Raw genomic sequence first — 12,603 nt, 5'->3', positions numbered from 1 at the left:
GTGACCAGAGTATCAATCGGCCCTTCATTGGTACCATTCAACGATAGGCTAATTCCCCCTAAAGCAGCGACATCTGGCCGCCCGGCGGGCAAAAAGCTTCGCAATCCAGATTGAAGCCCTCCCGTCGATTCAACCCAAGCCGTTTGATGGCTTTGGCGAAGCGCTGCGCCAGCAAATCGGCAAACGGCCCTTCACCCCGCATGCGTGCACCGAAGCGACTGTCGTACAGCTCACCACCACGGCTTTGGCGAATCAGACTCAGCACATGGGCTGCACGCTGCGGGTAGTGGGCGGCCAGCCACTCCTCGAACAGCGGCGCGACTTCCAGTGGCAGGCGCAACATCATGTAGGCCGCGCTTTGTGCTCCCGCGGCGTGGGCTTCATTGAGCAAGCTTTCCAGTTCGCTGTCGTTGATCATCGGAATCATCGGCGAACACAGTACGCCCACCGGGATGCCAGCTTCAGCCATCACCCGGATAGCTCGCAATCTGGCCTTTGGCGCCGCGGCCCGCGGCTCCAGAGTACGCTTGAGTTCATCATCGAGCGTGGTCAGGCTGATCATCACGGCCACCAGATTTTGCTGCGCCAGTTCGGTCAACAGGTCCAGGTCACGAAGAATCAGCGAACCCTTGGTGATGATAGTCACGGGGTGGCGATAGCGCAGCAGCACTTCCAGGGTTCGGCGAGTGATTCTGTGCTCGCGCTCGATCGGCTGATAAGGATCGGTATTGGACCCGAGGTTGATCGGTGCGCATGTGTAACCGCGTTTCGACAGTTGCTGCTCCAGCACATCGGCAGCGTTGGTCTTGGCGATCAGCCTGGTCTCGAAATCCAGCCCCGGCGACAGGTCCCAATAGGCATGACTGGGCCGTGCGTAGCAGTAGATACAACCGTGTTCACAGCCACGATAGGGATTGATCGAACGATCGAAGGGCAGGTCCGGCGAAGTGTTGCGAGTGATGATGGTTTTCGCCGTCTCGATGCGCACTTCAGTGCCCTGGGTTTCAGGCACCTCCTGATACCAGCCGTCATCCTCGGCGACCGAGCGGTTCGGTGCGAAGCGGTTGTGCGGGTTGGTGGCGGTGCCGCGTCCGCGAGGGGGCAAGGGAGTGGACATCGAACGGGCCTCGTAAGCTGTATGTGCATACAGTATCCGAGCGCCTTCATTCCGACCAGTGCCGTTCGGCACGTCAGAGTGTTCCAGATTATAGGAGTGTTCGAAGAATTATATATCCGAGTCCTCGAAAGCTTTCACAGAAAAACAACGATACATATTGGTGCGGCACGCCCCCCAATACCAACTATGGTTAGTTTTACTCAAACGCAACATCACTAAATAAACATACAGGTATCAAGTAATGTCGTTTTTCAATCAGCGCGGTATCTTCATGCAACTGATGGTCCCCAGCATTGTCAGCCCAAATGAAGCACAAGTTTCAATGCAACTGGCGCGAAAAGAGTTGGCGTGGGATGCAGTGAACGAGAGGCAAACCGAGACCCTTGTCGACTCTACCTTCGTGACTGCCGTCTCCAGCGATGGAGGCCGCTCCTTCAGCATCCGCGCCAACCCGCCGGACGTTGACGGCAACCGTATTATTGACGACGAAGATAAGGCCAGGCTTCTCGCGCTGGCCGTGGCTTACTCCAACATCGTCAACCCTTGATAAGTACTGAATGCATTTTCAATAATACATTCAGTCCAAATAAAAAACGCATCAACCCTGTGCGAAGTTTCTTCGCACGGGGGATTTATTTACATCGACCAGACAATCATAAATTATGTTTCGTTATTTTGCCAAAGCACATCAGTCAGTTTCAGATAGATATCATCGCTACGTAAATCAGTTTCCCCAGACTTCACAATTCCTTGACCTGCACCTCTTGAGTCTTTAACCGGTCGGGGGCTAATACTCCGCTCTATTAGCGCCCTTATTCACGGCGCCTCACGCATGTCGAAAATCCGCATCATCCTTGGTCTGTGTCTTTCTTTCATGGCGCTCATTGCGACGGCCCAGGTTCAAGCCGACGAGGCTTCGCCGACCCGCCCCGCTGAATGGGCGCAACCCGTCGAAGTGCAGTACAACCTGTACCAGATGTCCCCGACGCTCTACCGCAGCGCTTTACCCGATGAACGCGCCATCCCCTTGCTGAAAACGCTCAAGGTCAGGACCGTGATCAACTTCTTGCCGGAACCGGATTCAAGCTGGTTATCGACGCAGGGTATCCGCCAGGTGCAACTGCCTTATCGAACCAACCATGTCGACGACGCTGACGTACTGGCTGCGATACGCGCGATACAGACCGCCGAAAGCAAAGGCCCGGTATTGATGCACTGCAAACATGGATCGGATCGCACCGGCCTGATGGCCGCGATGTACCCCGTGGTGGTGCAGGGGTGGACTAAAGAGGAGGCCCTGAACGAAATGACCCAAGGCGGCTACGGGGATAGCACCCACTTCAAGGATGGTATTTGCTACATGATGCAGGCCGACGTCGAAAAACTGCGCACCGCGCTGCTCAGCGGAGCATGTAGTACCAGCCCGTTCGCTATCTGTTCGGTGAAAAGCGTGTTCAAAACCGCCGACGCTGAATAGTCGGCGATTTTGAAAGACAACTCGCGCGCTCGAAACTCAGTGCTGATCGTCAGGTTTTTTCTTCAGCTTCGGATTCGGAAAAAACTGCACCGCCTGGACTTTTGCATCCGGCGCTTTCAACGCCGAGACATTGACCCGTGTACCCAATTCCTTGGGCACCGACAGGCCTTGCTCGTTGAGCGTGTCGGAATAACCGCAGGCCACGCACTCACGGTGCGGTACGTCGCCTTCGCTCCACATCATCAATTTGTCCGGCTCACTGCACGCCGGGCAGACTGCCCCGGCGATGAAGCGTTTTTTGGTTTTGCTCACAGGCCCGTCACTCATGCTGCTGCCTCCTCACTCAGGCCGCTATGGCGCAAGAGTGCGTCAATCGAAGGCGCACGTCCGCGAAAATCGACGAACAGCACCATCGGCTCCTGAGAACCACCGCGGGCCAGAATGGCTTCACGGAACGCACGACCGGTGTCAGCGTTGAGCACGCCTTCTTCCTCGAACTTCGAAAAAGCGTCCGCCGACAGCACTTCAGCCCATTTGTAGCTGTAGTAACCCGCCGCGTAACCACCCGCGAAGATGTGCGCAAAGCTGTTGGGGAAACGGTTGTAAGCCGGCGGGCGCATGACCGAGACCTCGTCACGTATACCTTCGAGCACCTGCGCCACGCTACGCCCATCACCGTGGGTGGCGTGCAGTTCGAAGTCGAACAGAGAAAACTCCAATTGACGAACCATCATCAGGCCGGACTGGAAGTTCTTCGCCGCGAGCATTTTTTCCAGCAGGTCCTGGGGCAGCGGTTCACCGGTTTCGTAGTGACCGGAAATCAGCGCCAGGCCTTCGGGCTCCCAGCACCAGTTTTCCATGAACTGGCTCGGCAACTCCACTGCATCCCAGGCCACGCCGTTGATACCGGACACGCCGGCATACTCGACGCGGGTCAGCAGGTGATGCAGGCCGTGGCCGAACTCATGGAACAGGGTGGTGACTTCATCGTGGGTCAGCAAGGCAGGTTTGCCGCTGTCGGCCGGGGTGAAGTTGCACACCAGGTTGGCCACCGGACTTTGCAGCACGCCTTGGGCGGTGCGCCGACGATCGCGAGCGCCGTCCATCCAGGCGCCACCGCGCTTGTTGGCGCGAGCATACAGGTCGAAGAAGAAGCGCCCGACGTGCTCGCCGTTTTCCTTGATTTCGAACAGGCGAACATCCGGATGCCAAGTGTCGAAGCCTTTCTGCTCGGCAATCTCGATGCCATACAGACGCTGAACGATAGCGAACAAGCCGCTCAACACCTTGTCGATCGGGAAGTAGGCGCGCAGTGCTTCCTGGGCCACGCTGTAACGCTGTTCGCGGAGTTTCTCGCCGTAAAAACCGCTGTCCCAGCTTTGCAGGTCCGGGCAGCCTTGCTCGGCGGCGTAGGCCTTGAGTTGTTCCAGGTCGAGCGCGGCGAACGGTTTGCTGTGTTTGGCCAGATCACGCAGGAAGTTCAGCACCTGATCGCTGGACTCAGCCATTTTGGTCGCCAGGCTCAGCTCCGAGAAACTGGCGAAACCCAACAGTCGAGCCAGCTCCTGACGCAGGTCGAGAATCTCTTCCATCACCGGGCCGTTGTCGTTCTGACCGGCGTTCGGGCCCTGGTCCGACGCACGGGTGCAGTAGGCGGCGTAGACTTCTTCGCGCAGCGCACGGTCCTGGGCGTAGGTCATCACGGCAAAATAGCTCGGGAATTCCAGGCTGATCAGCCAGCCAGCCAGGCCTTTGGCCTCGGCCGCCGCCGCCATTTGCGCCTTGGCGGAGTCAGTCAGACCGGCCAGGGCCGCTTCGTCGGTGACGTGTTTGGTCCAGGCCTGGGTGGCATCGAGCAATTGATTGGAGAAGCGGCTACCCAGTTCGGAGAGCTTGCTCTGCACTTCGGCGTAACGCTTTTGTTGCGCCTCGGGCAGATCGATACCCGACAGGCGGAAGTCACGCAGGGCGTGTTCCAGAATGGTTTTCTGCGCGACCTCGAAATCGGCGGATTCCGGGCTATTGGCCAAGGCTTCGAAGGCCTGGAACAGATCGCGGTTCTGGCCCAGCTCGGTGGAGTAGGCGCTCAAGGCCGGCAGGCACGCCTCATAAGCCTCACGCAGTTCAGGACTGTTGCACACGGCATTCAGGTGGCTGACCGGGCTCCAGGCAGCGCCCAGGCGATCGTTCAGTTCATCCATGGCCAGCACCAGACCCTTCCAGTCAGGCTGTGTGCCCTGACGCTGGAGGATTTCCGCGATGGCGGCGCGGTTGTCCGCGAGGATCTGTTCGATGGCCGGTTGCACGTGCTCGGCACGGATCGCCGAGAATGGCGGCAAGTCGTAGGGCTGCAGAAGAGGGTTGTTCACGCTCACGGTTTGGCACCTTGGCTGGAAGAAACATTGAGGCATCTTAATTACAATCGACACTCACTGCAGCTATCAGCTCCATTAATAAATGTCACAGAAGGAATCCAGCTTGGCCATTCGCACCTACCAGAACCACACCCCAAGACTGGGCGAGCGGGCCTTTGTCGACAGCTCTGCGGTGGTCATCGGCGACGTTGAAATCGGCACTGACAGCTCGATCTGGCCGCTGACGGTGATCCGCGGCGACATGCACCGCATCCGCATCGGCGAGCGCACCAGTGTGCAGGATGGCTGTGTGTTGCATATCACCCACGCCGGTCCCTTCAACCCCAACGGCTTCCCGCTGCTGATCGGTAATGACGTGACCATCGCCCACAAAGTGATGCTCCACGGCTGCACTGTGGGCAGCCGAATCCTGATTGGCATGGGCAGCATTGTCATGGACGGCGCGGTGGTGGAGGACGATGTCATCATCGGCGCCGGCAGTCTGGTGCCACCGGGCAAACGTCTGGAAAGCGGTTTTCTCTATGTGGGCAGCCCGGTCAAACAGATTCGGGCGTTGACTGACAAGGAGCAGGCCTTTTTCACCTATAGTGCGGCCAATTACGTGAAGCTCAAGGATCTGCATCTGGCCGAAGGCTACGACCAGGCTTGAATGCTGCGCCATTACTCAGGAATCACCATGCATTACCAAAGTGTTTTGTTCGACCTCGATGGCACCCTGACCGACCCTCGCGAAGGTATTACCCGCTCAATCCAGTTCGCGCTGAGCAAACTGGGGATTGATGAGCCGGACCTGACCAGGCTTGAACACTTTATCGGCCCGCCATTGCTGCAAGCCTTCATGCAGTTCTATGACTTCGACGAAACCAGGGCCTGGGAAGCGGTGAATTTCTATCGCGAGCGTTTCAAGGTGACCGGGCTGTATGAAAACCGCGTGTTCGACGGCGTCACACCGCTGCTGGAAACCCTCGGTGGGCAAGGGCGGCAGCTATACATCGCCACCTCGAAACCCTGGGTGTTTGCGCGGGAAATTGCCCGCCACTTCGATTTCGCCAAGCACTTCAAAGTGATCTACGGCAGCGAACTGGACGGTACCCGCACCGATAAAGTCGAGCTGATCCGCCATCTGCTGGCCGAAGAAGGCCTCGATCCGAGGAATACCTTGATGATCGGCGACCGCAAACACGACCTGATCGGCGCCAGACTCAACGGGCTGGATGCGGCAGCGGTGGGCTATGGCTTCGGCAGCCGGGAAGAGCTGAGCGCCGAGCAACCGGCTTACCACTTCGAATCGCTGAACGAGTTGCATCAGGCGTTTTTGCAGCGCTGATCCAATCCATTCATCGGCAAGCTTCGCACCAACCAGGTCAGTCGCTGGCGCGAGGCTTGTCCACAATGGCGGTTACAGCGCGAATGGCAATGGCGTGCAGATGGTCTGGCGTTGCACCAGTCGCTGCTGAAACTCCATCGGGTCATGAATCAGCACGTCTTGCCCGGCAAAGGATTCGGCGGCGATCAGTCGTGACAACCAGAACCGCACACAGGCCACCCGCAACATCGTCGGCCACAGCTCGGCTTCGGCCGCGGTAAAGGGCCGCAATGTTGCATAAGCCCCCAGCAAGGCCCGCGCACGCGGTCCGTCGATCAGCCCGGCTTCGTCCGAACACCAGTCATTCAAGGCGATTGCCACGTCGTAGAGCATCGGTCCGGAACAGGCGTTGTAGAAGTCGATCAGGCCGGTCAGGTGCGTGCCTTCGAACATTGCGTTATCACGGAACAGATCGGCGTGGATATTGGCCCGTGGCAGCGCGAGGATTTTTTCCTTGCACCGCTCGAACTCATCCAGAGCATCCTGCAATAGACCGCGTTGTTCCGGACTCAGCGTCGGCATCAACTGCGCACCTTCGTCCTGCATCCAGTCCAGACCACGATCGGTCTTGCGCTCGAGGACTTTACCCAGGGTCGCCAGGTGCAGATGACCGAGCAACTCACCCACCTGCACACAGTGTTGGGCGTTTGCTTCTTTGATGTGCTTGCCGGGGAGCCGCGGTTGCAGCAGCGCCGGTTTGCCGGCGAGTTCGCGCAAGGCTTCTCCGTCTGTCGTGCGCAGCGCATAAGGCACCGGCAGATTGGCGCCATGCAGTACGTCGAGCAACTCGATGAAGAACGGCATCTCCTGGACCGGACCCCGCTCAACCAGAGTCAGGACGAACTCACCCTGCTCAAGGCTGATGAAGAAGTTGGTGTTTTCGCTACCAGCGGCAATCCCCTGGAAGTCAATCAGGCGGCCGAGCCCATAAGGGGCGAGAAAGGTTTCCAGCTCGGGCCGAGCCAGGGGGGTGAACACAGACATGGTTAAAAACTGCCATTACGGGCACCGCGATTCAGCCAGCGCCGATTAAAGTTAGGAACGACTTACCACTCGAAGATTTTCCACGACGGAATCAGCATATCCGGCTGGTCCGAGCGGATGAAGTTGCCATCGGAGCCATCGGCGCGCACCAGGAAGTACGGTTTACCGACCTTCGGGGTGATCTTGATGGCATACAGGAAACCGTTTTGGCGGTACTCCTGAATGGTCTTGTCGCCTTCGGTGCGGATGGTGACGTCCGGGTCTGCTGATGGCGCATCATCCGCCGCCATCACTGCCAATGGAGTGATTGCAAACATGCTGGCCAGCAGCAAGCGATTTAGTGTGCGCATGATAACCTTGTCCCTTTGTCGTCAACGGTCCCGCTATTCTAGCGCCGGACCCGCCGAAAAGGTTGATCCTGCATGAGCCAAGCCCCCCTCGTCCTGGTGGACGGTTCTTCTTACCTGTACCGCGCCTTTCATGCGCTACCACCGCTGACCACCTCCAAAGGCCTGCCGACTGGTGCGGTCAAGGGTGTATTGAACATGCTCAAGAGTCTGCGCAAGCAGTACCCGGACAGCCCGTTCGCGGTGGTTTTCGACGCCAAGGGCGGGACATTTCGCGATGAGATGTTCGCCGAATACAAGGCCAACCGTCCAAGCATGCCCGACGATATGCGGGTGCAGATCGAACCGCTGCACGCGAGCGTGATTGCCCTGGGTTTCCCGTTGCTGTGCGTCGAGGGTGTCGAGGCCGACGATGTAATCGGCACGCTGGCCCGCAGCAGCGCGGCCGCCGACCGCCCGGTGGTGATCTCCACGGGCGACAAGGACATGGCGCAACTGGTCGATGGGCACATTACCTTGGTCAACACCATGACCGGTAGCGCGCTGGATGTGGCTGGCGTGAAAGAGAAATTCGGCGTCGCTCCCGAGCAGATCATCGATTATCTGGCCCTCATGGGCGACTCGTCCGACAACATTCCGGGCGTACCGGGTATCGGACCCAAGACTGCTTCCGGCTTGCTGGTAGGTGTGAACGGTGGCTTGATCGAGCTGTATGCCCAGCTCGATATCATTCCAACCCTGCCGATTCGCGGCGCCAAGACCCTGCCGGCCAAGCTCGAAGAACACAAGGAGATGGCCTTCCTCTCCTATCAATTGGCGACCATCAAGATCGACGTGCCACTGGATATCGGTCTCGATGACTTGCAAATGGGCTCGCCGGATCACGACAAGCTTGCCGAACTCTACACCCTGCTGGAATTCAAGAGCTGGTTCGAAGAGAACCAGCGCGATGCCAAGCGCTCCGGCCAGGAAGTCGCCGCTCCGGTCGCCGAAGAAGCCGCCGTCGATACCGAACTCAAGTACAGCACCATCCTCACCCAGGCGGACTTCGACCTGTGGCTGAAGAAGCTCAACAATGCCAGGCTGATCGCCTTCGACACCGAAACCACCGGCATCGATGCGCAGCAGGCGCAACTGGTGGGCCTGTCTTTCGCGGTACAAGCCAACGAAGCGGCTTACATCCCGCTCACCCACGCCTACATGGGAGTACCGGAGCAACTCGACCGCGATACCGTTCTGCGGGCGCTGAAACCCATTCTTGAAGACCCGGACAAACTCAAGGTCGGCCAGCACGCCAAGTTCGACATGAACATCCTGGCCAACTGCGCCATCGGCGGCGATCAGGCTTGCGGCATTTCGGTGCAAGGCATCGCCTTTGACACCATGCTCGAATCCTATGTCCTGGACTCGACGGCAACCCGTCACGACATGGACAGCCTGGCGCTCAAGTACCTGAATTACACCACCACCAGTTTCCAGGACATCGCCGGCAAAGGCGCCAAGCAACTGACCTTCGACCAGATCTCTCTGGAACAGGCCGGTCCTTATGCCGCTGAAGATGCCGACGTGACCTTGCGCTTGCACCAGGCCTTGCAGGAAAAGCTCTCGGCGATTCCGAGCCTGGGCAAAGTGCTGAACGAAATCGAAATGCCGCTGGTGCCGGTGTTGGCCAGGATCGAACGCCAGGGCGCGTTGGTCGATGCCAATCTATTAGGTATCCAGAGCGTCGAACTGGGCGAAAAGCTGGTCGCCCTCGAGCGCGAAGCCTTTGCCATTGCCGGCGAAGAGTTCAATCTCGGCTCGCCCAAGCAATTGGGGGTGATTCTGTATGAGAAGCTCGGCATGCCGATTCTCAGCAAGACCGCCAAGGGTCAGGCGTCCACCGCCGAAGCGGTACTCGCCGAACTGGCCGAGCAGGATTTCCCGCTGCCCAAAGTGCTGATGCAGTACCGCTCCCTGAGCAAACTGAAAAGCACCTACACCGACCGCTTGCCGGAACAGATCAACCCACGCACCGGGCGCATTCACACCTCCTACCATCAGGCAGTGGCGGCGACCGGGCGGTTGTCTTCCAGTGATCCGAACCTTCAGAACATTCCAATCCGTACCGCCGAAGGTCGGCGGATTCGCCAGGCGTTCGTTGCCCCCAAAGGCTACAAGCTGCTGGCGGCCGACTATTCGCAGATCGAACTGCGCATCATGGCCCACCTGGCCAAGGACGAAGGATTGTTACATGCCTTCCGCCACAACCTGGACGTGCACAGGGCAACGGCCGCAGAGGTGTTCGGCGTAGAGCTTACCGAGGTCACTACTGATCAGCGGCGTAGTGCAAAGGCGATCAACTTCGGCCTGATCTATGGCATGAGCGCGTTCGGCCTGGCCAAGCAGATCGGCGTTGACCGCAAGCAGTCCCAAGCCTATATCGACCGCTATTTTGCCCGTTACCCAGGCGTGCTCGAGTACATGGAGCGCACTCGCGCCCAGGCCGCCGAACAAGGTTTCGTCGAAACCATCTTTGGCCGGCGCCTGTACCTGCCCGAGATCAATGCGAAAAACCCGGCCCTGCGCAAAGGCGCCGAACGCACCGCGATCAACGCACCGATGCAGGGCACGGCAGCAGACATCATCAAAAAAGCCATGATTACAGTGGACAGTTGGCTGACATCATCCGGTCTGGACGCCAAAGTCATCCTGCAAGTGCACGATGAACTGGTGCTTGAGGTTCGCGAGGATCTGGTCGACCAGGTGCGCGAGGAAATCCGTGACCATATGAGTGCCGCAGCAAAGCTCGATGTACCGCTTTTGGTCGAGGTAGGTGTTGGAAACAACTGGGACGAGGCTCATTAAGGCGTCTTGAAGGGGCGCTTGCTGCGGCATAGTGCCGCAGCAAGCGCTAACAAAGAGCTGTTGGTTCAGGAAATTCCAAGGCTTATAGCCAATAGTTTTCTTAATCCCGCGGAACTAAACCCGTGAACCGCCACTCAGATTTACTGAATGGGTGGTGAAGCCCTTCGATGCTCCTATGTTGTGTTAAGTGTTGGCAGATATCTGGACCCCGCCCTAGCGGTCCGGAACTTGGACCCCGAACTTCTCCTCCCCATACGAAGTCCGGGGTTTTTTTTGCCTGCGATTCCTTACTCGGCCGCTTCCGCGCCTTTATCCGCCAACTCCATCCAGCCCGCCAATACAGTGTAGGCGTCTTCCAGGCCCATGCGTTTGGGGGCCGAGAACAGCTGAATGGTAATGGCGTCGCCCCAGCCTTTACGAATGTCCGCTTGCACCTTGAGCAGGGTGTTTTTTGCTGCGCCGTAGGTCAGTTTGTCGGCCTTGGTCAGCAGAATGTGCATCGGCATGCCGCTGGCAACGGCCCAGTCGAGCATCAACAGGTCGAAATCAGTCATTGGATGACGGATGTCCATCATCAAAATCAAGCCTTTCAGGCTCTCGCGACCGCCCAGATAAGCTTCCAGGTGGCGCTGCCAGTGCAATTTCAGCGGGATCGGCACTTTGGCGTAGCCATAACCCGGCAGGTCGACCAAACGACGATCATCGTCTAGCTTGAAGAAGTTCAGCAGTTGCGTGCGACCCGGAGTCTTCGAGGTCCGGGCCAGGCTGGCGTGAGTCAGGGTGTTCAGGGCGCTGGACTTGCCGGCATTGGAACGCCCGGCGAAGGCCACTTCAAAGCCTTCGTCGTCCGGACATTGGTCGACTTTGGCGGCGCTGAGCATGAAGGTGGACTGTTGGCACAGACCGAGAATGGGGTTCTTGAGTTGCATGGGATTTCCGATATGGGCGGTGCCGAGAATGGACGCGGCGAGCAGTGTCGTTTCCGTTTCAGTAACGCCAGTATATAATGCCGCAGATTTTGTGTGCGCTTTGTCCCAGCGTAGGATGAAGTTCACGAGAGCGATTGACCTTGATTGCGCATTAGAACGCAGCATGCTCTCAACCCTGAAAAGGTCGTTTTATGACGAAATGGCTGCTAGCTGCCGGTATCTTGATGCCGCTTTACAGCGCTCAGGCTACACAGGATCCGGAAGCTGTGTACAACCGTGTTTGTGGAGCTTGTCATTCCGGCCAACTGCCCATGGCGCCCAAAAAGGGCGATCAGGAAGCTTGGGCGCCGAGGTTGGCGCAAGGTATGGAGACGCTGGTGCAACACGTGACCCAGGGTTTCAAGGCGATGCCGCCGCGTGGTTTGTGCATGGACTGCAGTGCCGAGGATTACCGAGCAATCATCCAGTGGATGAGCGAGTGATCCCGGCCCATAACTCTTTAACCCTTAGCCGTAGTTGGATTAGCTGATGAACAAATTGATCGTGAGTCTGCTGTTGACCCTGGGGATCTCCGGCATAGCCCATGCTGCAGGCGATGCTACTGCTGGTCAGGCGAAAGCCGCAGTATGTGGTGCCTGTCATGGCCCGGATGGCAACAGCATGGCGCCAAACTTTCCAAAACTGGCGGGTCAGGGTGAGCGTTACCTGAACAAGCAATTGCTCGACATCAAGTCGGGCAAGCGCACCGTTCTGGAAATGACGGGCCTGCTGACCAACCTGAGTGATCAGGACCTGGCCGACCTCTCTGCCTACTTCGCCAGTCAGAAGGGCAGCGTTGGCGCCGCCGATCCGAAGGTTGTGGCTCGCGGTGAAGAGTTGTTCCGTGGTGGCAAGCTGGATCAAGGCATGCCTTCATGCACCGGCTGTCACTCGCCTGACGGTGCCGGTCTCGCGGCTGCAGGCTTCCCACACCTGGGTGGCCAGCATGCTCAGTACATCGCCAAGCAATTGACCGACTTCCGTGAAGGCAATCGTACCAACGACGGCGACACGAAGATCATGCAAAGCATCGCGGCCAAGCTGAGCAATAAAGACATCGAAGCGGTGTCCAGCTACATTCAAGGCCTGCACTAAGGTCTGTTCGATCGGCGGTGCGCAAGG

At 58.2% G+C, this 12,603-nt stretch carries 13 protein-coding genes; 7 read left to right on the top strand and 6 right to left on the bottom strand.

What is annotated here, in order from left to right; all coding sequences use genetic code 11:
• Positions 1-58 precede the first annotated feature (58 nt).
• Entirely contained in the window at positions 59-1,117 is a 1,059-nt protein-coding gene (locus AC3IUA_RS00365; RefSeq protein WP_489358561.1) for a PA0069 family radical SAM protein, read from the bottom strand.
• A 241-nt stretch (positions 1,118-1,358) separates the two neighbouring features.
• On the opposite strand from AC3IUA_RS00365, the gene AC3IUA_RS00360 reads away from it, so the two are divergent.
• Complete coding sequence (locus AC3IUA_RS00360; protein WP_489358560.1) at positions 1,359-1,664, top strand: hypothetical protein; 306 nt, start codon at positions 1,359-1,361, stop codon at positions 1,662-1,664.
• Positions 1,665-1,949: 285 nt separating this feature from the next.
• The gene (locus AC3IUA_RS00355; RefSeq protein ID WP_489358559.1) at positions 1,950-2,594 is read left to right on the top strand and encodes a phosphatase domain-containing protein; all 645 of its coding nucleotides are present in this window, start codon (positions 1,950-1,952) and stop codon (positions 2,592-2,594) included.
• A 36-nt stretch (positions 2,595-2,630) separates the two neighbouring features.
• On the opposite strand, the gene AC3IUA_RS00350 is transcribed toward AC3IUA_RS00355, so the two are convergent.
• Both AC3IUA_RS00350 and prlC read right to left on the bottom strand, forming a co-directional pair.
• Positions 2,631-2,921 (bottom strand): YheV family putative zinc ribbon protein, encoded by a 291-nt coding sequence (locus AC3IUA_RS00350; RefSeq protein WP_489358558.1) that lies wholly within the window; start codon positions 2,919-2,921, stop codon positions 2,631-2,633.
• Positions 2,918-5,005, bottom strand: coding sequence for an oligopeptidase A (prlC, locus tag AC3IUA_RS00345; protein WP_489358556.1), 2,088 nt, complete (start codon positions 5,003-5,005; stop codon positions 2,918-2,920). Before prlC ends, AC3IUA_RS00350 begins: the two co-directional genes overlap by 4 nt.
• Before the next feature lie 67 nt (positions 5,006-5,072).
• On the opposite strand from prlC, the gene AC3IUA_RS00340 reads away from it, so the two are divergent.
• Positions 5,073-5,618: a gamma carbonic anhydrase family protein gene (locus tag AC3IUA_RS00340; protein ID WP_489358555.1), complete on the top strand. Its 546-nt coding sequence runs from the start codon at positions 5,073-5,075 to the stop codon at positions 5,616-5,618.
• A gap of 27 nt (positions 5,619-5,645) precedes the next feature.
• The gene (locus tag AC3IUA_RS00335) at positions 5,646-6,296 is read left to right on the top strand and encodes an HAD family hydrolase (protein WP_489358553.1); all 651 of its coding nucleotides are present in this window, start codon (positions 5,646-5,648) and stop codon (positions 6,294-6,296) included.
• A gap of 72 nt (positions 6,297-6,368) precedes the next feature.
• On the opposite strand, the gene AC3IUA_RS00330 is transcribed toward AC3IUA_RS00335, so the two are convergent.
• Both AC3IUA_RS00330 and AC3IUA_RS00325 read right to left on the bottom strand, forming a co-directional pair.
• Positions 6,369-7,319 (bottom strand): homoserine kinase, encoded by a 951-nt coding sequence (locus tag AC3IUA_RS00330; RefSeq protein ID WP_489358552.1) that lies wholly within the window; start codon positions 7,317-7,319, stop codon positions 6,369-6,371.
• Between the two features lie 62 nt (positions 7,320-7,381).
• Positions 7,382-7,669 carry a DUF2782 domain-containing protein gene (locus AC3IUA_RS00325; RefSeq protein ID WP_489358551.1) on the bottom strand — a complete coding sequence of 96 codons (288 nt, stop codon included), beginning with the start codon at positions 7,667-7,669 and terminating at the stop codon, positions 7,382-7,384.
• A 72-nt stretch (positions 7,670-7,741) separates the two neighbouring features.
• Here AC3IUA_RS00325 and polA point away from each other — a divergent pair, with 72 nt between their 5' ends.
• Positions 7,742-10,513: a DNA polymerase I gene (gene polA, locus AC3IUA_RS00320; RefSeq protein WP_489358550.1), complete on the top strand. Its 2,772-nt coding sequence runs from the start codon at positions 7,742-7,744 to the stop codon at positions 10,511-10,513.
• 287 nt (positions 10,514-10,800) lie between these two features.
• Here the strand turns inward: polA and yihA are convergent, their stop codons facing one another.
• Complete coding sequence (gene yihA / locus AC3IUA_RS00315) at positions 10,801-11,442, bottom strand: ribosome biogenesis GTP-binding protein YihA/YsxC (protein WP_489358549.1); 642 nt, start codon at positions 11,440-11,442, stop codon at positions 10,801-10,803.
• 191 nt (positions 11,443-11,633) lie between these two features.
• Here yihA and AC3IUA_RS00310 point away from each other — a divergent pair, with 191 nt between their 5' ends.
• Both AC3IUA_RS00310 and AC3IUA_RS00305 read left to right on the top strand, forming a co-directional pair.
• A complete protein-coding gene (locus AC3IUA_RS00310) occupies positions 11,634-11,924 on the top strand; it encodes a c-type cytochrome (RefSeq protein WP_489358548.1) in 291 nt (96 codons plus the stop codon).
• Positions 11,925-11,970: 46 nt separating this feature from the next.
• A complete protein-coding gene (locus AC3IUA_RS00305; RefSeq protein WP_489358547.1) occupies positions 11,971-12,576 on the top strand; it encodes a c-type cytochrome in 606 nt (201 codons plus the stop codon).
• Positions 12,577-12,603 lie beyond the last annotated feature (27 nt).

The organism is Pseudomonas sp. KH_050 (assembly GCF_057838875.1).
This window is presented reverse-complemented; position numbering and strand designations above follow the sequence as displayed.

Excerpts from the sequence above, each read along its gene's own strand:
- prlC (WP_489358556.1), bottom strand. The coding sequence starts at position 5,005 with ATGCCTCAATGTTTCTTCCAGCCAAGGTGCCAAACCGTGAGCGTGAAC.
- AC3IUA_RS00305 (WP_489358547.1), top strand. The coding sequence starts at position 11,971 with ATGAACAAATTGATCGTGAGTCTGCTGTTGACCCTGGGGATCTCCGGC.
- yihA (WP_489358549.1), bottom strand. The coding sequence starts at position 11,442 with ATGCAACTCAAGAACCCCATTCTCGGTCTGTGCCAACAGTCCACCTTC.
- AC3IUA_RS00310 (WP_489358548.1), top strand. The coding sequence starts at position 11,634 with ATGACGAAATGGCTGCTAGCTGCCGGTATCTTGATGCCGCTTTACAGC.
- AC3IUA_RS00335 (WP_489358553.1), top strand. The coding sequence starts at position 5,646 with ATGCATTACCAAAGTGTTTTGTTCGACCTCGATGGCACCCTGACCGAC.
- AC3IUA_RS00325 (WP_489358551.1), bottom strand. The coding sequence starts at position 7,669 with ATGCGCACACTAAATCGCTTGCTGCTGGCCAGCATGTTTGCAATCACT.
- AC3IUA_RS00360 (WP_489358560.1), top strand. The coding sequence starts at position 1,359 with ATGTCGTTTTTCAATCAGCGCGGTATCTTCATGCAACTGATGGTCCCC.
- polA (WP_489358550.1), top strand. The coding sequence starts at position 7,742 with ATGAGCCAAGCCCCCCTCGTCCTGGTGGACGGTTCTTCTTACCTGTAC.
- AC3IUA_RS00350 (WP_489358558.1), bottom strand. The coding sequence starts at position 2,921 with ATGAGTGACGGGCCTGTGAGCAAAACCAAAAAACGCTTCATCGCCGGG.
- AC3IUA_RS00365 (WP_489358561.1), bottom strand. The coding sequence starts at position 1,117 with ATGTCCACTCCCTTGCCCCCTCGCGGACGCGGCACCGCCACCAACCCG.
- AC3IUA_RS00355 (WP_489358559.1), top strand. The coding sequence starts at position 1,950 with ATGTCGAAAATCCGCATCATCCTTGGTCTGTGTCTTTCTTTCATGGCG.
- AC3IUA_RS00330 (WP_489358552.1), bottom strand. The coding sequence starts at position 7,319 with ATGTCTGTGTTCACCCCCCTGGCTCGGCCCGAGCTGGAAACCTTTCTC.